A 23,188-nucleotide genomic window follows, 5' to 3' on the forward strand; every position below is an offset into this window, starting at 1 on the left:
CGACAACACTGGGTGGTTACTCAGTATGTCGCTGTTTTTTTAAACAGCTTTTGAAAACAGTTTTTGTGAAGATGGAATCGCCATGCCTAAAGCCTTTATTGAATCGTTCCCTAATAAACAGAAACTCGATTCAATTGTTGAAGAGGACAGTCAATCCGATGAAGAAAGTGAACACTCCGTTCAGGGAAGTGAACACTCCGTTCAGGGAAGTGAACACTCCGTTCAGGTAAGCGAACACTCCCGAAGCAGCAATGGGCGAAGCGCAGCAGGTGCCTTTCTCAAAAATGCAATTAGAAGCATCTCCTCCAGTTTAAGCCAGGCCTGGAAAAGTACTTCGCCCCAGCCCATCTCAAACGTTGAATTGAATCAAGACTTGCTACCGCCACAGGACAGCGATGCCGGCGCTCCCGGTGGTTCTGTGGAAACAGCCCGCCAATATATTCTGACACCGTACGGAGTTGACAAGCTAATCACCGTGTCAGCCAACGAATTTTTGTGGGATGTTTTTGGAGGGGATGAGCGCGAACTGGCCGGTGCCAGCAAAACCCCCGCGGGAAATGCGTTGGATGTTTTTTTTCACGCCTGTCTTTGGCAAGAGTATTCGCAAGGAAAAGACTTGCGGGTAGTTGATGTTGATGCCCTGTGTTTTGATCTGTTGTCCGACACCAATCGACCTGATTTTCAAGACCCCGGTTTGCAAACTCCTTTTCTGGCTGATTGCGCCAATTTGTACCATGCCCATGGTTATCAATTCCCTGATCAGCAAATTCAGCAGGCCATTCAAAAAAATGTTCGGTTGTGGACCAAGGCAAACCTGGTGAACTGGGCGCCAGAGAAGAAACAGGCCTTGAAGCAGCAGTTTCTCGATCAGGTGTCTCTGGATTTGAATGGCAGGCCGAGTCAGGCCACGGAGTCAGTCGGATTGTTCTCGACGCCCGATGAAGCAAGCGTAGATTTTGAGGACTTGGGTTTTGACGACCTAGACAGTGAAGCCAGTTTTGCCGGAATGACGGTAGCGCACGAAAGCTCGGCCAGTGAAAGAAGGCATGACATAGATTTTGAGGGAAGTGAGGGTCTTACCCGGTCTGCCAGTTTCGACTCCATCTCGTTTGATTCCTCCGAGTCCTTGGGGCCACACATTTCAGCATCGAGGCCCGCAGATCCCTTTCTTTCAAGCGATCCAGGGCAAGTTCCTGCCAATTTGCTGGCTTTTGATACCAATCCGGAAATGTATTCCTTTTGGCGCCTGTTGAGTAACACCCATGGGGCTGTGGAAAACTTGGGACAAGAAGAAAAAAACATCGCTTCCTTCAATATATTGCTTGGTCACGGCTCTTCCGTAACATCCATACCCAGGCTGCACCAGGCGTTTCAATACGACCGAAATGCATTGCACCATGATCTTCGTCGCAGTGGATTTGATTCCGATCAGATTGATATCGCAATAACCTACCACATTCAGGATTGGCTGAATGAACAGTTCAATGGCCCCATTGATGACGGCAATGTCAACCCAGCTAACCAGTTTTCTTCGCTCGTCAAGCGTTGCTTGAAGGAAAACGAGGAAGGGCTGGACGCTAGTACCATGTATCCCATTCTGGAAGTAAGTTCTTCATCCAGTCAAAGTGGCCGTAGCAGCCGGGATGACGTGGAGTCGGCCTCCAGCCTGAGTTCGAATGGCTGGGGTGATGAAATGTTGTACATGTCAAGCCCAAACAATCAGTCCAGGCTGGCAGAGCTGTTGCCCAAGGCCAACCCGGCCCGCTTGATCGGGTCCCGCAGCAGTGAAGGTTCACGCTTGTCTGAACTGGCAAAGAATTTCTCGTGGTTTGCCAAACCACTTTCGGCCCCTTTAAGGTTACGGCATGCTGCCAATTACACTCCCGGTGTGAAAGTGGATGTGATCGAAAAGGACAGTGCCCCACCAGCCTTGGCCGTCAAATTCAACATAGGCAAAGAGCGTACGCGTGTCAACAGCGAAGCAAACCTGCAGCTTAAAGCAGCCCTTAACCCCCATACCTTTTCGCAAGGTGACAAGTCATTGAATGCCATGTTCCTGGCCCAGCTTGACAACAGCGGCATTGACAAGCACCTGTATCACCAGGCGATCAGGCAGGGGGCCAATCAGTCAGCAGGCGGCTTTCGCTTGTCGGCCCAGGCCCACGGGGGTTTGATGGCAAGGACATTGCCATTCATGGGGCCAAAAAAATCCCTGGAACAAAAGGCAGTGAGCCGACTGGATGGGCGCGGTGGTAAGCGCTTGTCAGCCCTGGCCGATCACCCAAAGCAATTCAGCAAGGCCAGTGATAAGGCTTTTTTAACTTATATGGCCAGTCAGCAAGCGCTTTGGAACAAAATCAAGCCTCATCCCTTGGCAAGTGATCGGCTTTTCGTGGTGCCTGCCAGCAACGAGCCGATTCAATTCAACCTGCTTCATCAAATTGGTTTCGCTCAAAACAACCTGAATGCCGATCAACTTGTCCAGATGGGCAAGCTCGTGATGTCAGGCGTGCGGGCAGATGTGGTGCGCAGCCCCTTGTCCGATGCTGATATTCGAAGCCTGTATCAACAAGACGGAATGCAGGAGGACCAAGCCATGCCCCTGAATGTTAATCAGTTTCGCGCTGCGCTGGGGCCAGGTCGTATCACTCGGGGAGGCGAAAAAAATTACGGTACCCTGGGTTCACAAGTCATAGATTTAATGGCCCGACTCAATTCAAAACCCGGAAAGCCGGTGAGTTTGAAAGAACACCAGATGATGGGCAATTTGCTCACACTAATGGTCAAGCGACAAGCTCGTCTTGAAACACCTGTTGCCATACGAAAAGCCGATGTGTCGAGGCAAGCAGATCCATTCAAGGACACCTTGATTGCGACTTTCCAGCAAAACCTGACCGGACAATTGAGAGGCCAGGAACCGCAAAACATTCTCATTCGGGATGACGAATCGATGGCCAATGTATGCGAAGCGGCAACCAAGGCGGTTAACAAGGCCTTTGTAGAAATTGCTAAAGCCAAGATTGTGGGCAATGTGCCGTTTTTGGACAAGTTGAAAGACGTATTGCGTAACGACGCTGGATTTTATGCCGCAGTGGACCAAGGCCTAGCCGATAACATACCGAATTTGACAACTAAAAACAGGCACGCGTATCTGGTCAGTTTAATGGACTATTTTGCAAACACTGCGGGTGAGCTTGTAGCACGTTCAGTGCCCATGGATAACACGAACAGGGCTGGTCAAGGCGGCAACCGGCAGTCGGAAATTCAGCCAGCCTGAAAATTTGGGGCCAGTTTCTTTGTTGTTACCCGAAATTGCATTGCAACCCATTCCGGAAAACACGCAAATGCAAGTGAACTTCTTGATGGGGGCGGTGGCAGCCATAGTGAGTACCCACGCAGATCCCGACACAATTGAACGGATGTCCATGCAAGTGCCACACGAAAGGCCCGCGCCAAACTAATCTGGATCGATTGCAGCCAATGCACGTTCAAGCCCGGAGGGCCGGAACCAGTTCCGGCTTGTTTAATTGAGCTAAAAGCAGGCAGATACAACACATACGCTCTACTACACCTCCCAGAACGGAGGTATTTTTGTAAGTTATCCAATTTGATGGAACCGAACTAATCCTGCTCCCACCCAAAGAAAATGCCTGCGCTCAAACTTTGTTGGGTGCGCGTCATGAATGGGGGTGAAAAGCCATGGGTGGTAGTATTCAATCTAGCGGTAGCCAAGCCAGCAGTACGCAATCTGACAGTATCGAATCCAAGATTGCTGCCTATCAGGCCACAGGGCATACACGCATCTTGCCTGACAAACTTCCTCCAGGCATAACGGAGAAAGACGCGATTACTAATGTTGTTGGAGAAATCGCCACCACCCTCCGTGATGTTTTGAATGGCCACATCAAAAAACATGGTGTTTCTTCAAAAGACGACCGCGATTTTTTCAATGATGTCGTTTCCAACGTCAAGGCGGTTCTAAATGACCCAGCGAATTCTTCAATCTTAGAAGGTATTGAGTTACCTCGAATCGATCAATTAATTAATTTGGCTGGGTCCATATCGCAAGGCAATATAAAAAGCATTCCAAAGATCAAAATAGACTTAACTGCGGCGTTTGACTCCACATTGATTCAGGAACGGCAAGTCCTCAAAACTGCACTATCAAAGTCGTCACCGCATTCTTCAGCCGAAGAAAATTCAAATACCAAGGCACACGGTTCCAGGAAACCACAGCCCCGTCCCGTTCAAAGGGGGCCTGGCGACACGGTTATCGACGATAAAAAATTTCCACTAGTGACTGAAGAGTCCTTGGGTGAGGATGTGAATGGGCCGATTAATCTCAGTCTTGATGGTTGGATGGCTGGAGGGAATGGGCAGCAAAAAGTCAGATTAATTGACAAGGATCCAGAGGTTCAAAAGATTCTCGATAGGATAAACAGCAACAAGATAACTCGCAGTTAACACATTGAGTCAGGGGATAAAACAATGACGACGCCTACTGTTGATCAACTCAAACTACAAGCTTCGCAGCTTGTAAAAGACGCTCAGAAGGTTGATGCTTTTCCCATCAAAGAATTGGCGGGTGATCTTGCTCGACTTTTATTGAACGCCACTGAAATTCCTGAGCATTATATAAAAGAGTACAGTATTGCGATTCAAAAAGTATATCGGCAGCTGAATCTGGTTTGCGACAATAAACCCGCGTTGGATCATTTAAGTGATGCTGTACTTGAGTTTTATTTTTCACCGATAGCAAGTCAGCACTATTTATCTGACAGTGAATCAGAATCCGGTGACAAGGTCGCACCAGAATTCGGTGCAAAAGGGAAAGAGAAATTGGCAGATCAGGTCGACGAAATGAATTCGCCCACAGGATCCAAGGCAAGTCCACCGGTTTCTCCGAAAGCGCGCTGCGAAGCGTACATGGCGTTTCTTAATTCGTCTGCGGGCGTGATGACGCAAAGTGCCATAAGAAATGCGATTTCTCAGCTTGATGGCAAGCAGGTAGATAGCCTTCTCCACCAACTACGTGCAGCTTCATCGAACAGTGGAAGTTTCACTGCTTTTCCTGCTTTATCACCACAAAATGTGAGGGACATACTGGATCATGCAGGAATTGACAAGGAGGGGCTTGCTGCTGATGCAGTTAGTCTGCTTGCTCGTTCCCCCATCAGAAGTGCAAGCCTACAAGATCAATCCGGTCTTTTCTTAAAGTGGTACATCTTAGAAAATCCGCCAGTCACCTCCAAGTGTAACCGCAATTCTGAAATTGCAATTTGCACGAATTTGCTGCATGAAATCCCGAAAATGGTACATGAAAGGTGGCCAGATCTTAATGAGCGTAAAACGGTTCCGATTGCCGAGCAGGTTAAGGCAGAAGAACTTTGCGACTTCGTGAATGAAGCATTTGGTTGGGAAGAGGGTCTTAGTTCGAACCTCAGTACGAATGCAGAGGCCATTGGATTAACTCGATTGCTATTTGATCATGTTGCGGATCTTAAGGGCAATGCAAATTCACGCGATACGGTTGATGCCCTCGCCGCCAGGCTGTTTTTTAATCCCGCGGTGGTGCCGAATTCGAAGCTTAAGCAGGCATTTTTGAAAAGCTACAGTGATTTGGTTTCCAAGTTCGGTGACAAATTTAGCGAGGTTAAAATTCAAGATGCTGTCGTGCAAAGTCTCCGTTACCTTGTTCGCTCTACAGTTATAGGGTCTGAAGATGAGAGTAAGCCAGGTTTGCAAAACCAGTTTCTCGCCCAATTTATCCTGTGTTTGAAACATGGTAAAAGCACCCAACCCAGCCATATTTCACCGGAAAAGGTCAACGATCTGGTCAAGACTTTGACGTCCAAGCAAGTTCTATCTGAAAAAGGTGGGTTTCTGCCAGTTGACGTACTCGGGAAAGTCGACGTGATCGTTTTTAATCCACCGCCGGTTCTAGCCAGAGAAGAGGTAAAAAAGAGTCAGCAGGTGGCGCTGCCCGAAACCAATGCAAACATGCCCTTGATGTCGCAAAGTGGGGAGCGGTTCCGTGTGCATTTTATATCGCAAACTCTGTCTGGGCCCATGGAAGAACTTGAGGCTAGAATTAATTCGTCAAAGGTTTCATTGATTCACGCCGATTCCGCGACCAAAAGAGTGGCTGACGCAGTGGTGGTGAGTAAGCCTGAAGGGGCTCGTGAGAAATTGGCATACAAACTCAATGACCCAAAAAAGCAACGCTTGGTCGATGTGGAAATGAAAAGCGTGGTCACAGCCGTGGCTTCGGGGAAGGAAACCGGTCATGTAGCCAATTATCTTCAAGGTTTTTTCAAGGGGCAATTGGCAAATTGTGGGGTTGATCTTCGCCGTTATGACAGGGTTGCATACAGGTCAGTTCATTCGTCTTCAAAGAAGTTGAGATTGTCTGACAATGGCGCCGACGGCTTGGTGACCAATGGGTTGCTAAGTAAAGTCTCCCCGTTATCTCTGGAGGAAAAAGCGTTTAAACGGGCCGAAGATACGAGTAAAAAGCGTTTTTCTGGGCTGGTTAAGCGCGGGACAGAAGGCGGCAATATACCCAAAAAGTGGGACAGAGCCTTTGTCAACTACATGACTTACCGGCAATCCTTGTGGAAATTCGTGAAGCCTGAAGCGATTTCAGGCGCTTTACTCAGCAAACATGCAGACCGTGCACAAGTCGATTTTCCCTTGCTTGAGCAAATCGGTTTCAACCAGAGAAACCTTAGCCGCGAAAGTTTGATCAAAATGGGTCAATTGGTTGTCTCGGCTGTGGGCGCTGAAACGTTTCGCAAGAAGATGTCGAGCGAAGATGTTGACGGTTTGTACCGGAATTTAGCGCAAGTAGATGGCAATCTTCCTTTGAGCGCCAACGATTTTGCCTCTAATTTGCTCGGAGGCGAAGGCAAAAAAAAGCCGGATGGGACGTGGAGCCATGGCACTTTGGGTTCGCAGGTGATCGATTGTATTGCCGAACTTAACCGGGATCTCAATGCCCCTCTTCTTGCACATCAACATCAAATGATGGGTAATTTGCTGAGCCTAATGATGGAGCATGCATACCGTCAAAATGGTGATCAAAACACCGAGGAGGGAGGCCGCTCCCATCAACGCCGTTTATCCACCCCTATCCCGACAGCCAGATCGGAGGAGTTTTTGTCTGCCGCAGAAAGGCCCCAGCTGGATAGGAATTCAGCACCATTGCTCAGAGGTCACGCATCACCAGCAATGTTTTCGGCACCGGGTGTGCGTCTGGGAACGTTTTTTCAGTTTGGAAGCCCGGCACCAGTTTCTACCCATTCGTTTTGGCCATCCTTTGGTCCAGATAATTCTGAATCTAAGAAAAATAAGGAGGAACCAGCTCCCCCAAAGCTTAACCCCTCACCTCTTGATGAGGTGAGGGTTGAAGTTGAAGTTGAAGCGTACAGCGTCCATCATGAAGCAGCAGATGAGGGGCTAGAGAAGGCACATGGCCTGCAGGGTAAAAATAACGCTTTCGTCGGATCTGTGAGGCAACACGTTTCTAAGGACGAAGATCAAACTCCATTCGGTTTTACAGCACCAGAATCACAGAGCAGCCAAGTTGATCCTGACGAGGGGTATGTAGCGAATGGCGCAGTTTCTGATACCCCAAGGTCTACTGAAGAAGAGAAATCAACAATCGGTGTGAATGGGGTCGAAGAGACTCGCCAGCCCTTATCTCCGCTAAACCCTGAAATCACGGGTGAACGTTCATCATCAGCCCAACTACCTACACCTTCTACGGCGCCGGAAGGTGAGCGAGTTGATTCGAATAGACCTGATCCTCACCTTGGAGATGCTGAAGAAACTCATGATTTGGATGTGGATCCTGATGGACATGTGTCAATCGAAATGGAAGGGATTACACAACTCGCTGACGACGAGTCTGAAATGGGCGATGAAAAAGATCCAACTTTTGATCGATTGGAAATAAAGAACCCAGAATTAACAGGAGAGGAAGCTCTAGAGCAGGATGATATCGCCCCTCGGAAAGAGCAAGTAGAGCGCACAGCAAGAGAAGTGGATGAAAAGAGCTTTGTAACTAACGGAGGGAATGAGTTTATAGGATCCGATGTTGAAAGTTTAAATGATCTGAAGTTGAGGCATGACAAAAAATCCCAGGATATTTCTGCTGTTTCTTTATTGACAAATGAATTGGGTGGTGCTGAGTCTGAAAAAAAAAATATCAGTGATCTTTCAGGAAAATTCGAAATAAAAAACACCACTTTTACTGACTCTAAATCTGATTCTGCTAAAAAAAGTCCAAAAATTAATGAGCTTTTAGTGCGTGAGGTTATTGATGATATTGTTGGTAATATTGTTAAGCAATTTGACATTGCAAGCAATAAAAGTCCAATTATCAAAACTAATGAAGATAAGAGTTTAAATGCAAAAGATGTACCTGATGCGGAGAAACCTCTCCCAGTCTTCAATAGTACATTAGATCTTTGGGATGAATTTAAAGAAAACGATTGGCTTGATGCCTCAGAAATTCACAGTGAGATAGATAGATTTTTTGAAGACTATGAGTCAGCTGACTCTGCGCTTATCGCGCCTGTAAGGGTGTCTGTCCACGCTAGCTTGGACAAATTATTAGTGCAACGTATGCCCACCAGTACCGGTAAACCAGGAAGACTTATGACAGAGTTTGTAAGTTTTCTTTTCCAGGATGAGGAATTTATAAAAGCTTGGGGTGATTTTAGTGGGTTACCTGTTTTAACGATAAAAAAAGATTTACAAAAAAAGAAAATTATTCTTGAGAAAGGCAAAGCCAACTTGAATGAATGGTTCAAAACTATGGTGGCGGAGATCAAAGAATCACATAAAGAAAAAGTGTATTTAAATAAAATGAAAAAAATGCTTTCGCCTATTTTTGATAAAACTCCTAAGGAATATTCTTCCGAGTTTAAAGATGAGGTAAAAGATTTACTTGTCAATGAAATTATTGAGACTCAAGGAAAATCAAAATCTAGTGGCCTTTTTTGGATACAGGGAATTTGCAAAAATTTAAGATTGAGTATTAAGAATAATAATTCCTTGAAAAAAGAAATCATCCTTTTGGCAGGAAAAGATTTAAAGCTAGAAACTGAAATAGCGTTGTCACCACTTGCTCAGTTTGAATCTGATAAAAAACAAGTAGTAGAAAATTTCATGAAAGTTTTAGATACAGAGTTGCCGGCTTTGTTTAGCACTAACGGATCTCTTGATCCTGATTCAATCAGAGTGTACAAAAAAGGGGGCTGAAGGTCTGCTGTGTCACTTAAACCCCAGAATTGAGTTAATTGAAGAGAATATACAAATGAAGCTTATTTGCTTTTCTGCCCAATCTTGCTTTCCTTCCCGGCGATCAGGTTGGCAATATTCTGTTTGTGCCGGTAAATCAGCAAAGCCGACATAATGGCCACGGCTACGGCTTGGCCGTTAATGCCAAACAGTAATACGTTGTAGAACACGGCAAACAGGCTTGCGATCAACGCGGCAAGCGATGAATAGCGGAAGAAGTAGGCTATAACCACCCAAGTAACCGCTGTGGCCAAGCCCAGGGCCCAATTCAGGCCGATCAGCACGCCCAGTGCGGTGGCCACGCCTTTGCCACCTTCAAACTTGAAAAATACCGGGTAAAGGTGGCCTATAAATGCAGCCAGGCCCACCCAGGCAATGTCGCTGCGTGTCAAACCCAACTGGTCTTGAAAATGAAAGGCTAGTGCAACGGCCAGTGTGCCTTTCAGGGCATCGCCCAGCAGTGTCAGAATAGCTGCTTTCTTGTTGCCGCTGCGCAGTACATTGGTGGCACCCGGGTTTTTGGATCCATAGGTGCGGGGGTCGGCAAGGCCGGAGAACCTGGACACCACTACTGCAAATGAAACTGAACCAATCAGGTAAGCCACGACCAGGGCCGCGATGAAATTGAGCACAGCTGTCTCCTTGTTTTTGTGAATGGGCTTATTTTGCCATGGGGTGGCCGCTGTTCAGCAGCTTTTGCAAGTGTTCTTTGGCCACATGGGTGTAAATTTGCGTGGTGCCAATGTCCGCATGGCCCAGTAGAAGCTGAACGACCCGCAAATCAGCGCCGTGGTTGACCAGGTGGGTGGCAAAGGCATGGCGCAACACATGCGGGCTGATGGGGCTGTGAATGCCAGCCACCAGTGCAAGCCGTTTGATGTTTTTCCAGAAGCCCTGCCGGGTCATCGGTGTGCCAAAGTGGGTGACAAACAAAAAGTCGCTGGTTCTTCCCTTCAGCAGTTCACCACGGGCCTGCTGCAAATAAAGCTGAATGGCCAGCCTGGCGGGTTCGCCCATGGGTACCAGCCGTTCCTTGTTGCCTTTGCCCAGCACTTTCACGGCACCCGCGTTCAGGTCGATGGCGCGCAGTGGCATGTTCACCAGTTCGCTGACCCGCAGGCCGCTGGCGTACATGAATTCCAGCATGGCTTTGTCGCGCTGGCCGGCCGCGTTGCTGACATCGGGGGCGGCCAGCAGGTCCAGCATTTGTTGTTCGCTCAACACCTTGGGTATTCGCAGGCCTTGCTTGGCGCTGTGAAGTTGCTGCGCCGGGTTGTCTTCACGTTTGTGGCTGGTGTTCAGCCACAGGTAAAAGCGTTTGGTGCTGCTGATTTTCCGGTTCAGGCTGCTGGGCTTGAGTTCAACCAAGTCGTGCACGTGGTTTTTCAGTTGTTCGCTGTTGGCGTTCAGCAGGCTTTCACCCACTTTCTTTTCCAGCCATTCCGCCAATTGTTCAAGGTCGCTGCGGTAGGCTTGCAGTGTGGCCTGCGCCAGGCCTTCTTCCAGCCAAAGGTTGGTAGAGAATTCATCGATCAGATCGGCATTGCTGGTCATCAGGGGGCTGGCCGCGTGTGAAAATAAGGCTCATCATACCTTTAGCAGCACCAAGGAGTCAGCTCACATGTCAATCGCCGATCTTCGCAAAGATTACACTCAGGCCACTTTGGACGAGGCCGACGCGCTCGCCAATCCATTCGAATTTTTCAAGCTGTGGTTTGACCAGGCTTTGAATGCGGACCTACCCGAGCCCAACGCCATGACACTGGCCACGGTGAATGAACAAGGCCGCCCTTCGGCACGCATTGTGCTGATCAAGGGGCTGGACGACAAAGGCATTACCTTTTTCACGAATTACGAAAGCCGCAAGGGTCAGGAACTGGCCCAGAACCCCCATGCCGCATTGTTGTTCCACTGGACTGAACTGGAGCGGCAGGTTCGAATTGAGGGCAGGGTCGAGAAATGTACTGCTGAAGAGTCCGATTCCTATTATTTGTCTCGCCCAGCCGGAAGCCGCCTGGGGGCATGGGCGTCGCCCCAAAGCCAGGTGATTGAATCGCGCAGCGTGCTTGAAAATCGTGTGAAGCAGGCGCAGGTTGAGCAGCAGGGTGACCCGCAAACACGTCCGCCATTTTGGGGTGGTTACCGCCTGGTGCCAGATTTTTTCGAGTTCTGGCAGGGGCGTTCTTCAAGGTTGCACGACCGCCTGGCTTACTCCAAACAAGGTGATCATTGGAACATGGTGCGTCTGGCACCTTAAGCCTGTTTCGATTATTCTTGTTCAAGTAGCAGGTGGCAATCAAGCAGCAGGAGAGCAGTTTCATGTCAGGTTTTAGTCGCAGTATTCTGGCAGGTCTTTGTGCCTTGTGTGCTTTTCTGGGGCTCTCTGGTTTTACATCTTCTACATGGGCTGCCACCCGCAGCGACGTGGACGACGCCATTGTGCAATTAGGCCGGGCTGTCCCGTCCATGAAAATTCAGGTTGAGTTGACCAAAACCTGGAGCAGGGCCTACATCACCGATCGGATTGATGGTGCTTTGCTGACCATGGATCCAGATTTCCTGAACAGATTGACCGCTGACGGTGTGCTGTTCGTGATTGCGCACGAATACGCCCACGTGTACCTGGAACATCAAAAAAAACTGGGAATCAAGGCCATGGAACTCGCCGGTATGCCGACACCTGACATGGCTTTTGATGCGATTGAAAGCAAACCCGCCACCATGGAAAAGTTGCACGCAATGAACAGGCAGTTTGAGCTGGATGCCGACGAAGCTGCCACCAAGTGGCTGGCCCAGTTGGGCCTGTCGGCCTGCACCGAGGACGTGCTGCGCAGCATCGACGGTGCAGACATGATGATGCCTGTTGTTCCCTCACACCCCGGTTATTACAGCAGAAAACAGGTTATTTGCAGGAAGTAAGGTTCAGCGCGTGTTTTTCCGGGCGGGCGGCGTTGCTGCTTTGGCAATTTGCATGAAATGGCCAAATTCACCCGGCTGAATGTAGCTGTGCACCAGGCTGGATGCGGTGTCGCTGTGTTGATCTGCACGCGCAACATGTTCAAGCAGGGTCCATGCACACAGCTGTCTGTGTTTGTCGTTCAGTGTTTGCGGGTTACTTAACTTGTTTTCAACAAGGAACTTGGCCAGCGCTTTGCGACTGTTAACGTGAATACCGCCGGGCATGTCTTGTTCGATTGCCCGACATTTGGAAACGAGTTGTTCCGTTGGTGTTTTTTCCGACAGAGTTTGCGCGATATCAAGCGCAGCACGTTTGGTTGGGCGCGGATTTTCATCGGTTGACAGTGAACTGAGGCTGCGCGACATGGCCTGAATTTCAGGGGCAGACTGAATGGTATTTGGATTCATTTTGATTGACAGTAAAAGTGGTTTTTTTAGGAGCCTTTAGTGGTTTAGGCTGCCTTTCAGTTCCCACTTTTACGTATCAACCTTTTTTAAATCGCTTGTGCAACCCATTCTACCCAGTGGCGAACGTCCACTGTGGCATCACTTTCAAGGTGCCCAAGGCAGCCAATGTTGGCCGAAGCAATGGCTTGCGGTTTTCCCGCCATCAAGTTGGCCAGCTTGCGCTTTTTCAGTTCTTTGGATAATTCCGGTTGCAACACCGAATACGTGCCAGCGGAGCCACAGCACAAATGTGAGTCAGCCACTGGGGTCAGTTTGAAACCCAGCGTGGTCAGCACATTCTCAATCACGCCCTTGATTTGTTGGCCGTGTTGCAAGGTGCAGGGCGGGTGAAAGGCAATGCTGCCTGGAATGCGTTGTTGTTCAATCGCCGCTTTCACCTGCGTGCCCAGGCGGGCCAGCCCTTCGGCATTTTGCCTTGTGATGAATTCACCAATATCCAAAGTTTTTTCGCTGACCAATGCGGCTTTGGCTGCATACACCGGGTCGTTTTCAAAATGGTGGGCGTATTCGCGCACCGTGACCCCACAACCCGATGCGTTCATGACTAGCGCTTCCGCTTCGCCTGAAACCAGCAATGAATACCATGCGTCGATGTTGGTTTTCATTTGCGCCAGGCCGCCAGCGTGGTCGTTCAAGTGGAATTTCACGGCACCACAGCAGCCCGATTCCTGAATCACCATACTTTGAATACCCAATGCATCCAGTATCACGGAGGTGGCAGTGTCAATGGACGGCATCATCGCGGGCTGCACACAACCCTTGAGCAAAATCACCTTCCGTGTGTGCTGGGTGTTTGCAAAGGGCAGGGTGACGCGCTTTGCGGGCACCTTTTTCTTGATGCTTTCCGGCAATATGCCGCGAACAGCCTTGCCCATGGCCATGCCTGCTGTGAACATGGGGCGATTGGTCATCAGCATTTTCAGGCTTTCGCGAGTCAGCTTTTCAGCCATGGGGCGCTCCACGCGCTCGTCCACAATCTTGCGGCCAATGTCGATCAACTGGCCATATTTCACACCCGATGGGCAGGTGGTTTCGCAGTTGCGGCAGGTCAGGCAGCGGTCCAGGTGTTGCTGGGTTTTGCGCGTCACCTGTTTGCCTTCCAGCACTTGCTTGATCAGGTAAATACGGCCGCGTGGGCTGTCCAGTTCATCGCCCAGAATTTGATAGGTGGGGCAGGTGGCCGTGCAAAAACCGCAGTGCACGCACTTGCGCAAAATCGCGTCGGCGGCTTTGCCATCGGGGGTGTCTTTGATCCAGTCGGCGAGTTGGGTGTCCATGGCGCTTTGCTTACAAAATTGGTGACAGGCGGTTGATGCTGAACACACCAGCCGGGTCAAATTGTTCTTTCAGGCGGCGTTGCAGTTTCAACATCACCGCGTCGGGTTGCTGGAATGCCTGCACGCGCGCTGCTTCATTGGCCGTGCGGTACAGGGTGGCGTGGCCGCCCACGCGTTTGGCCACCGCACGAATCTGTTCGCCGGTGAATGTGGCGTCCGTACGCAACCACCGCAGACCGCTGCCCCATTCGTGCACGCTTTGGCCACGCAAAGCCAAATCCACAGTGGTGGGGGGCACAGCCATGCGCCACAGGTCGCCTTCGACGTTAAAAAACTCGTGCTGCTGGTCGCGCACGCTGACCCAGAAAGTCTGGGCCTGTTCGGTTGGCAATTCCTGCCCGCCCATGTTCTTGAGCGCAGCTTGAACGGCAGCGCTGGCGCCCCGCAGGCGCACCGTCAGTTTTCCGTTGTCATAAAAGGTGGCTGAAATGGGCAGGGGCTTGGAAAGCCATTCATTGCTTTGCGAAATGGCCTTGTTCACATCCATTTCAAATTGCAGCGTGGCTTCGGCGGGGGCCACTGGCATGACTTTGATGGAAAGCTCGGTGACAATGCCAAGCGTGCCCATGCTGCCGGGAATAACCCGTGACACGTCGTAGCCCGCCACGTTTTTCATGACCACGCCGCCAAAATGCAGCAGTTGGCCTTTGCCATCCAGCAGGGTGCAGCCCAGTACGTAGTCTTTCACGCCGCCGCGGCTTAAGCGGGCGGGGCCTGCCAGGCCGGAAACGATTGCACCACCAATGGTTCCGCCTGCCGCGTGGCCTGCACCACCCAAGCGCGGAGGCTCGAATGCCAGTTCCTGCTTTTGCGCAGCCAGTGCGGCTTCCACTTCTGCCAGCGGGGTGCCGGGCTTCACGGTAATGACCAGTTCAGTGGGTTCGTATTCCACAATGCCTGCCCACTGGCGCATGTCCACTTCTTCGCCTTGCAGGGGGCCACCGTAAAAGTTCTTGGTGCTGCCACCCGCTGGGCGAAGCGGCGTGTTGTTGCGTGCAGCAAGCTCTACCCGCTTGCACAGGTCGTCGAGAAAATCGCTCATGGTCTCGTTCTTTTAAAAGCGGGGCAGGTCGGCAAAAGGCACTTGGCCACCGTGCACATGCATGCGGCCGTATTCGGCACAGCGATGCAGGGTGGGAATGGCCTTGCCTGGGTTGAGCAGGCCCGGTTCATCAAAAGCTTTTTTCACAGCGAAAAATGCATCCAGTTCAGCGCGGGAAAACTGCACACACATCTGGTTGATTTTCTCGATGCCCACGCCGTGTTCGCCGGTCACCGTGCCGCCCACTTCGACGCACAGTTCCAGAATTTCCGCGCCAAAGTCTTCGGCACGTGTGATTTCTTCAGGCTTGTTGGCATCAAACAGGATCAGCGGGTGCAAATTGCCGTCGCCGGCGTGAAACACATTGGCACAGCGCAAGTCGTATTTCTTTTCCATCTCGGTGATGGCATTCAACACATGGGCCAAGCTGCGGCGGGGAATGGTGCCGTCCATGCAGTAATAGTCGGGTGACACACGGCCTGCAGCCGGGAAGGCATTCTTTCGGCCGGCCCAGAATTTCAGGCGCTCGGCTTCGCTTTGCGACACCTTGATGGCGGTGGCACCGCAGCCGTTCAGCACGCGGGTCATCTCGGCAATTTCTTCGGCCACCTCTTCAATGGTGCCATCGCTTTCCAGCAGCAAAATCGCTTCTGCCTCGGTGTCGTAACCGGCCTTGACAAAGGGCTCCACCATTTGTGTGGCGCGCTTGTCCATCATCTCCAGACCCGCTGGAATGATACCTGCTGCAATCACGGCTGCCACGGCATTGCCAGCGTTGGCCACATCGTCAAAACTGGCCATGATCACTTGGGCCAGTGCGGGCTTGGGTACCAGTTTCACCGTTACTTCGGTGACCACGGCCAACATGCCTTCGGAGCCAATCACCAGGTTCAGCAGTTCAAGGCCGGGTGCGTCGGGCGCTTCCGAGCCAAATTCTACAATTTCACCTTCAATGGTAATGGCTCGCACCTTCAGCACGTTGTGTACGGTCAGGCCGTATTTCAGGCAGTGCACGCCGCCGCTGTTTTCTGCTACGTTGCCGCCAATGGTGCAGGCAATCTGGCTGGAAGGGTCGGGTGCGTAATACAACTGGTGTTGCGCCACGGCTTCTGAAATGGCCAGGTTGCGCACGCCAGGTTGAACCACGGCGGATCGGGACTGTACATCCACCTTCAGAATTTTATTGAATTTGGCCATTCCCAGCAAAATGCCGTTTTTGTGAGGCTGCGCGCCGCCGGAAAGCCCTGTTCCTGCACCACGCGCCACCACCGGCACATTCAGGCGATTTGCCAGTTTAAGGATGTCAATAACCTGGGCTTCAGTTTCCGGCAAGGCCACCACCATGGGCAGTTGTCGAAACAGGCTCAGGCCATCGCATTCATAAGGCTTGGTGTCTTCCACTTCATGCAGTACGGCATGGGCTGGCAGAATCTGGTTCAAACCAGCAATAACCTCAGCCCTTTGGGCGGCATTCAATGCAAATTCTTCGGTGGGCGCATTCATGGGACTACCTTTGGACTACTTTTTGACAGTTTTCAAGCATACCTATTTCTGGTGAAATTTGGCATTGGTGCTTGCCCGAGTGTTGGGTTAACCAAGTTATATTCGGGAACCGTGATTCTGTTTTTACCACCTAAATTTTTTATGTGAACAGGTGGAATTCGTGCGCGCAGTCAACTCTTCGGGGTCTGATACCTCGATTTCACCCGGGCAATCATCACACACAACCTTTGAACCCGGGAAGGTGCGTGAGGCCACCAGCCGCCTGGCGGAACTGTATTGCAAGCAGTTGCAGGTAGTAAGTCATCACCATGCCGACCTGGCGCGTGTCGAGCAAAGCCGCCGTGCCCTGTTGGGCAAAAGGGCACAGGTTCAATCTACGGTAGCCAGGTTGCAGCGCGAAATAGCCGAGTGTGAAAACGTACCCCGCGAGGCCGAGCGGGTGCGCAACGAAAAACAAACGCTCAAGAATGCCCTGAATGGAATGCGCACCGAATGGACGCAAACCAAGACTTCCCTGGCACCATTGCAGCAGCAGATTGACCAGCGGCAGGGCTTGGCCAAAAAAGTTGACTGGCAGATCAACGAGCTGGAAAAGCAGCATGAGAAGCTGGGCAAGTTGTTCAACATGGACGAGTCTGAAATCGACTGCGGTCATTTGCTGGACAAAGTGGAAAGGTTTTTTCAAAAGACCGGCAAGCTTGGAACCGAGAACGGGCAAAAATACAAGAACCGCCTGATGGCCGGCTGCGAACGTCAATTGTCTGCCAGCCTGGGCGAAGAAATTGAGCGCATGCTGAACCGGCATCTGCAGCGCACTTCGGGTGCATTGCTGGCGTGCCAGTCGGTAGATGAGTTTTCAGCAGCTTTCAAAGGTATTCAGGCCGACTTCCTGGGGGAGTTGAATGCCAGGCTGGACGTGGGCCAACGCCTGATCAAGGCGGCATTCTATGCCGGGCATGCAGCAGCTTTTCTGTTGGCAAGCAGCGCCTTTGTCACCACCATTGCGCAGGCCTATTTCAATGGCAAGTTGTCGAATCAGGATCTCCTGACTCAAGTTTTGCAGGGCGTGTTCATTTGCGCAGCGTATGGTTTGCTAACCATGGGGATCGAAAAGGCAGCCAGCCTGAAGATCAGCGGGTGGACCTCGTTTTCAGACACCGTACGGCGCAATTCAAACAAGGTGTGCGCCAAAACCGCGCAACAACTTGAAAGCCAGCACAGTGCTTTTACCGGCATTGAACGCAACCTGTTCAGGCAGTGGCGTGCCAGCAACCAAGCCGCAGGTACACCGGCTTTATCGGGTTCAGTGCAGCAGTTTCTGACTTACCTGGCTCAGCATGCGCCTGCTGAAATACTCAGTGAGAAACGCAACCAGGTGCTGCAAACTCTTCGACTGCCCAGCTTGGCGGAAGCAAGCCGGGTATCTGCCGACCTGGCCAACCAGCTTGAACAGAAGCGGACTGAAAAAGCAGGGCTTGAAACCGAGGTTCGCCAGCTTCGATTCGATCTGACCCAGCGCAAGGAGTTGATCGTCTCGCTGGAGCATGGCTTGAAACATGGCCAGGGCAAGAAGCTGAGAGAAGAAATTGACTTGTTGAACAAAAAACCGGCTCCACGTTCGATCAAGGAGGTTGATCCCAACCGGCTGGACGAGATGCGCGCGAAGCTTCCAGTGCTGGAAGAACGGCTTTCACTGGTTGAAATCGAGTCGCAAAGCCTTGAGCAGGCTCATGAAGCCAAGCTGGCTGAATTGGCCAGCAAGGTAGCGCGGCACCAGTTGTCGGATTCAGTCATCTTGGCCGCGCGCCAGTATGTCTGCAAACAATTGGGTTTGCATGAGGCCTTGTTCAACAGAATGTGGAACAGGCATGTGGGGTTGGCACCGGCACAGTTGAAGGCGCGTTTCAACGGTGAGGATGGCACGGGAAGCCTTGGCCAGCCAGTGCCCGGACACACCACGAGGGTGGGGGCGTCCAGTTATGCGACACCGGAACTGGCGTTGAAGGCGCTTTTCGATGTGTCCGAGGTTATTCAAAATGCCGAGTTGGCGGGTGGGGTGGGGCACACTGTTGTTCAACATGGTGTGCCGGTGGGCCTGAGTGCCATACCCCCTGAAGGGGAAATTAAAACCGTTGCCGCCACTTTGGTCGAGATCACCCCTGCCTCGGCCGTGGAGCAGCGCCGCCTGCACATCACCCCGGTCACAGTGCCCCAAGACATTTCACTGACTTCGGAGGTGGCAAAACAGGTGCACCAGTTGAACACCTGACGCATCACTCAGGAAGTGGCCAGCTCGCAACGCGGGCGGGTGTTCATGCTGTAATTCCGGTTCGCCAGCAGGTCGGGGTGTTCACGCACCTGCATGGCGCCAGCAAAAGCAATCATGGCGCCGTTGTCGGTACACAGGTTCAGTTCGGGAAAGTACACGTCGATACCGCGTTTGGTCGCCGCCTTGACCAATTGCTCACGAAGCAAGCGGTTTGCACCGACGCCGCCCGCCACAACCAACCGTTTGTGGTCCATGTGCAGGCAAGCGGCCAGTGCCTTTTTCACCAGGGTTTCTACAATGGCAGCCTGAAAGCTGGCCGCCAGGTCGGCTTTGTCCGTGTCATCGATGGCCATGCCTTCTGCGGGCTGGCTAACGCCAGCCAATTTCATGGCAGTAGTCAGCACGGCGGTTTTCAGCCCAGAGAAACTGAACATGAAGTCACCGCTGTGCAGCATGGGCCTTGGCAGCTTGAATCGCTCGGGGTTACCGCTTTCCGCCAGTTTCGATAGGGCTGGGCCACCCGGGTAGGGCAGGCCGATCATTTTGGCAGTTTTGTCAAAGGCCTCACCAGCCGCATCGTCCAGTGTTTCGCCCAGCAATTTGTACTTTCCCAAGCCTTCAACACCCATCAATTGGCTGTGGCCGCCGCTGACCAGCAAGGCAGTGAATGGAAAAGCAGGCGGGTTGGCTGACAACAGAGGCGACAGCAAGTGTCCTTCCAGGTGATGAACCGGGATCACCGGCAAGTTCAGGCCCATGGCCATGCTGTAAGAAAAGGCGCAGCCAGCCATGAGCGCACCGGGCAAGCCAGGGCCGGTGGTCACGGCGATTGCATCAACATCATTCAGGCCAATGCCCGCTTGTGCAAAGGTCTCATTCATCAGCGGGATCAGGCGGCGAATGTGGTCTCGGGACGCCAGTTCAGGCACTACACCGCCGTAGTCCTTGTGCATGGCAATTTGTGAATAAAGGGCCTGGCCCAGAATGCGGCCGTCTGTGGTGCACAGGGCCACGCCTGTTTCATCACAAGAGCTTTCAAAGCCAAGCACAATTTTTGGAGAGGTCACTTCACACTGCCGGGATGGGGTAAGTCTGCATTTTAAACCAGCCCAGCCTTCCCATGCGAATCCTTCTTTTGTGCACTGCACCGTTGGGGTGCTTTTTAATGGTGCGTGGTCCATCCAGTATTCAGTTTTTCAGGTTAAAAACAGCCAAAACTGTGCAAATTCCATTGAAAAAGGCTGGCACGACCCTTGCATTTACTTCGGGCGTAGGTCGTCAACGGCGGCGATCTGCAGGTGGATTGACAGGTCTCCTGAGGTTGCGCAAGCGACTGAGGGAGTTGGACAACGGTGTCCGTGCTGCTTCGTGCAGCCGGGTGCCGTTTTTTTTTGGTTAATTGGGATTGAAGACATGCTGATGTCCGTCAAAAAACAGAAACTGGTGGTGGTAGGCAACGGCATGGCCGGCATACGGGTGCTTGAAGAGCTGATCAAGCTCGCGCCTGAACTGTACGACATCACGGTGTTTGGCGCAGAACCACATCCCAATTACAACCGCATCATGCTGTCGCCCGTGCTGGCTGGAGAGCAGAAATTCGAAGACATCGTTCTGAATGACTGGGATTGGTACACCAGCAACAACGTGACCCTGCACGTGGGTCGCGAGGTCACCGAGATTGATCGAGTAAAGCGCCTTGTGAAGTGTGCCGACGGCACCACGGCTGAATACGACAGGTTATTGCTGGCCACAGGCTCCAATTCATTCATCTTGCCAGTACCTGGTTCAACATTGCCGGGCGTGATTGGCTACCGTGACATTGCAGACACCGAAGCCATGCTGGATGCAGCCAAGCATTACAAAAAAGCAGTGGTGATTGGCGGTGGCCTGTTGGGCCTGGAAGCGGCCAACGGCCTGGCCTTGCAAGGCATGGACGTGTCAGTGGTGCACCTGCCCACCTGGCTGATGGAGCGCCAGCTTGACCCCACCGCAGCAGGCCTGTTGCAGAAAAGCCTTGAAAGCAAGGGGCTGAAGTTTCTGCTGGCCAAAAACACCAAGGCCCTGCATGCAGGCGCCGATGGACGGGTTTCAACAATTGAATTCACGGATGGCGAAATTCACAAGGCTGACCTGGTGGTGATGGCCGTGGGTATTCGCCCGAACGACAAGCTGGCGGCCAGCAGTGGCCTGCACTGCAACCGCGGCGTGGTCGTCAGCGACACGCTGCAAACCATCACTGATCCAAAAATTTATTCGGTAGGCGAATGTGCCAGCCACCGTGGCGTGGCTTACGGTTTGGTAGCACCTTTGTTTGAACAGGCCAAGGTGTGTGCCAACCACCTGGCGCAGTTCGGCATTGGCCGTTACGAAGGCTCTGTCACCTCCACCAAACTGAAAGTGACCGGCGTGGATTTGTTCTCCGCAGGCAACTTCATGGGTGGTGAAGGCTGTGAAGAGCTGCTGCTTTCCGATCCCATAGGTGGCGTGTACAAAAAACTGATCATCAAGGAAGACAAATTGGTGGGTGCCTGCCTGTACGGCGACACCGCGGACGGTTCCTGGTACTTCAAGCTGATGCGTGAAGGCAAGGCCGTGGGCGAAATTCGCGACAAGTTGATGTTTGGCCAGAACAACATTGGCGACACAGGTCATGAAGGCCAAAGCCAGGCTAGCAAAATGGCTGACACAGACGAGGTGTGCGGTTGCAACGGCGTGTGCAAGGGCACCATTGTGCAGGCCATCAAGACCAAGGGTTTGTTCACCATTGAAGAAGTACGCAAGCACACCAAAGCCAGCGCAAGCTGTGGTTCTTGTACAGGCCTGTGTGAACAGATCTTGATGAGCACGGCAGGTGCAGATTATTCCGCCACGCCCAAAACCAAGCCCATGTGCGGTTGCACTGACCATGGTCACCAGGCAGTGCGCGACATGATTTTCAAGCACCACCTGTTGACCAAGGAAGAAGTATTTTCCACCATGAACTGGCGTACCCCCAACGGTTGCGCAAGCTGCCGCCCGGCGGTGAATTATTACCTGATCAGTTCCTGGCCCGGCGAGGCGGTGGACGACCCGCAAAGCCGTTTTATCAATGAACGCGCGCACGCCAATATTCAGAAAGACAAAACCTATTCTGTTGTGCCCCGCATGTGGGGCGGGGAAACCACGGCAGCCGAGTTACGCCGCATTGCGGACGTGGTCGACAAGTTCAACATTCCCACAGTGAAGGTGACGGGTGGCCAGCGCATTGATTTGCTGGGTGTGAAAAAGGAAGATTTGCAGGCCGTGTGGAAAGACCTCGACATGCCCTGCGGCCACGCCTATGCCAAGGGCCTGCGCACCGTGAAAACCTGCGTGGGCAGCGAATGGTGCCGCTTTGGTACGCAAGACAGCACGCAGATGGGCAAGGACCTTGAGCACGCCTTGTTCAAGATGTACGCACCGCACAAGGTCAAACTGGCCGTGTCAGGCTGCCCGCGCAACTGTGCAGAAAGTGGCATCAAGGACGTGGGTGTGATCGGTGTGGATTCCGGCTGGGAAATTTATGTCGGCGGCAACGGCGGCATCAAGACCGAAGTGGCGCAGTTTTTGTGCCGTGTAAAAACATCCGATGAAGTGCTGGCTGTCAGCGGTGCATTTTTGCAGCTGTACCGCAAGGAAGCCTGGTACCTGGAGCGCACGGTGCATTACCTGGAGCGCGTGGGTCTTGATCATGTGAAGGCACGGGTGATTGACGATGTGGCCAACCGCGATGCCCTGTGGGCCGAGCTGCAAGCCGCCCTGGCCATTGAAGAAGACCCGTGGCACAAGCCTGAACAAGCGCAGGTTGATTTGCGCCAGTTCATTCCTATCACACTGGCGGAGGTGGTCTAATGTCGGCTTCATTACTTGAGGAACAGAAGGAAATTCAGATGGAATGGATCAACATTTGCGCGGTGGAAGACATCCCCGTGCTGGGGTCTCGAATTGTGCGTCGCCCTGTTGGGCAAGACATCGCCATTTTCCGCAACAGCGAGCAACAGGTTTTTGCCCTGCTGGATGAATGCCCGCACAAGAAAGGCCCCTTGAGCCAGGGCATTGTTCATGGAACCACCGTGACCTGCCCCTTGCACAACTGGCAAATTGGTTTGGCCGATGGCTGCGCCCGTGAGCCCGATGAAGGTTGCACCGCCAAGTTTGCAGTGCAAGTGATTGATGGCCGCGTGCACCTGAAAACCAGCGAAGTGAAAAGCCACGGCATTTGAAAACTGCGGTATTTGAAAATCCACTGTATTTAATTATCGCCCCCAAGTTTTAAAGACCATTTCA

The 23,188-nt window shown here is 52.0% G+C and carries 15 protein-coding genes; 8 read left to right on the forward strand and 7 right to left on the reverse strand.

Annotated elements, in window-relative coordinates; genetic code table 11:
- The first annotated feature begins 82 nt into the window (after positions 1–82).
- The 3 genes from RGQ30_RS02850 (at position 83) to RGQ30_RS02860 (ending at position 9,267) form a co-directional block, all read left to right on the forward strand.
- On the forward strand, positions 83–3,277 hold the full coding sequence (locus RGQ30_RS02850; protein WP_130558422.1) for a hypothetical protein: 3,195 nt from the start codon (positions 83–85) through the stop codon (positions 3,275–3,277).
- 422 nt (positions 3,278–3,699) lie between these two features.
- Positions 3,700–4,464 (forward strand): hypothetical protein, encoded by a 765-nt coding sequence (locus RGQ30_RS02855; RefSeq protein ID WP_130558421.1) that lies wholly within the window; start codon positions 3,700–3,702, stop codon positions 4,462–4,464.
- 24 nt (positions 4,465–4,488) lie between these two features.
- Positions 4,489–9,267: a hypothetical protein gene (locus RGQ30_RS02860; protein WP_130558420.1), complete on the forward strand. Its 4,779-nt coding sequence runs from the start codon at positions 4,489–4,491 to the stop codon at positions 9,265–9,267.
- Positions 9,268–9,329: 62 nt separating this feature from the next.
- Here the strand turns inward: RGQ30_RS02860 and plsY are convergent, their stop codons facing one another.
- Positions 9,330–9,938: a glycerol-3-phosphate 1-O-acyltransferase PlsY gene (plsY, locus tag RGQ30_RS02865; protein WP_130558419.1), complete on the reverse strand. Its 609-nt coding sequence runs from the start codon at positions 9,936–9,938 to the stop codon at positions 9,330–9,332.
- 28 nt (positions 9,939–9,966) lie between these two features.
- Positions 9,967–10,860 (reverse strand): site-specific tyrosine recombinase XerD, encoded by an 894-nt coding sequence (gene xerD, locus RGQ30_RS02870; RefSeq protein WP_130558418.1) that lies wholly within the window; start codon positions 10,858–10,860, stop codon positions 9,967–9,969.
- Positions 10,861–10,927: 67 nt separating this feature from the next.
- Between xerD and pdxH the strand changes: the two genes are divergently transcribed.
- Positions 10,928–11,563: a pyridoxamine 5'-phosphate oxidase gene (pdxH, locus tag RGQ30_RS02875; protein WP_130558417.1), complete on the forward strand. Its 636-nt coding sequence runs from the start codon at positions 10,928–10,930 to the stop codon at positions 11,561–11,563.
- 62 nt (positions 11,564–11,625) lie between these two features.
- The gene (locus RGQ30_RS02880) at positions 11,626–12,225 is read left to right on the forward strand and encodes a M48 family metalloprotease (RefSeq protein WP_130558416.1); all 600 of its coding nucleotides are present in this window, start codon (positions 11,626–11,628) and stop codon (positions 12,223–12,225) included.
- A 3-nt stretch (positions 12,226–12,228) separates the two neighbouring features.
- Here the strand turns inward: RGQ30_RS02880 and RGQ30_RS02885 are convergent, their stop codons facing one another.
- From RGQ30_RS02885 to RGQ30_RS02900, 4 genes are all read right to left on the reverse strand, one after another.
- Positions 12,229–12,672, reverse strand: a complete 444-nt coding sequence (locus tag RGQ30_RS02885) for a hypothetical protein (protein ID WP_130558415.1) — start codon at positions 12,670–12,672, stop codon at positions 12,229–12,231.
- A gap of 86 nt (positions 12,673–12,758) precedes the next feature.
- Positions 12,759–14,009 carry a glycolate oxidase subunit GlcF gene (gene glcF, locus RGQ30_RS02890; protein WP_130558414.1) on the reverse strand — a complete coding sequence of 417 codons (1,251 nt, stop codon included), beginning with the start codon at positions 14,007–14,009 and terminating at the stop codon, positions 12,759–12,761.
- A gap of 10 nt (positions 14,010–14,019) precedes the next feature.
- Positions 14,020–15,111 (reverse strand): glycolate oxidase subunit GlcE, encoded by a 1,092-nt coding sequence (gene glcE / locus RGQ30_RS02895; RefSeq protein ID WP_130558413.1) that lies wholly within the window; start codon positions 15,109–15,111, stop codon positions 14,020–14,022.
- Between the two features lie 12 nt (positions 15,112–15,123).
- The gene (locus tag RGQ30_RS02900; RefSeq protein ID WP_130558412.1) at positions 15,124–16,614 is read right to left on the reverse strand and encodes an FAD-linked oxidase C-terminal domain-containing protein; all 1,491 of its coding nucleotides are present in this window, start codon (positions 16,612–16,614) and stop codon (positions 15,124–15,126) included.
- Between the two features lie 160 nt (positions 16,615–16,774).
- On the opposite strand from RGQ30_RS02900, the gene RGQ30_RS02905 reads away from it, so the two are divergent.
- Positions 16,775–18,883: a hypothetical protein gene (locus RGQ30_RS02905; protein ID WP_338284700.1), complete on the forward strand. Its 2,109-nt coding sequence runs from the start codon at positions 16,775–16,777 to the stop codon at positions 18,881–18,883.
- A gap of 8 nt (positions 18,884–18,891) precedes the next feature.
- Here the strand turns inward: RGQ30_RS02905 and tsaD are convergent, their stop codons facing one another.
- Positions 18,892–19,950 (reverse strand): tRNA (adenosine(37)-N6)-threonylcarbamoyltransferase complex transferase subunit TsaD, encoded by a 1,059-nt coding sequence (tsaD, locus tag RGQ30_RS02910; protein ID WP_338284702.1) that lies wholly within the window; start codon positions 19,948–19,950, stop codon positions 18,892–18,894.
- 346 nt (positions 19,951–20,296) lie between these two features.
- Here tsaD and nirB point away from each other — a divergent pair, with 346 nt between their 5' ends.
- Entirely contained in the window at positions 20,297–22,753 is a 2,457-nt protein-coding gene (gene nirB / locus RGQ30_RS02915) for a nitrite reductase large subunit NirB (RefSeq protein ID WP_130558409.1), read from the forward strand.
- A complete protein-coding gene (gene nirD, locus RGQ30_RS02920; protein WP_130558408.1) occupies positions 22,753–23,124 on the forward strand; it encodes a nitrite reductase small subunit NirD in 372 nt (123 codons plus the stop codon). The genes nirB and nirD overlap by 1 nt, the downstream gene beginning before the upstream one ends.
- Positions 23,125–23,188 lie beyond the last annotated feature (64 nt).

Origin of the sequence: Limnobacter thiooxidans, from assembly GCF_036323495.1 — a bacterium.
In the GTDB taxonomy this organism is placed as follows: Bacteria; Pseudomonadota; Gammaproteobacteria; order Burkholderiales; family Burkholderiaceae_B; genus Limnobacter; species Limnobacter thiooxidans.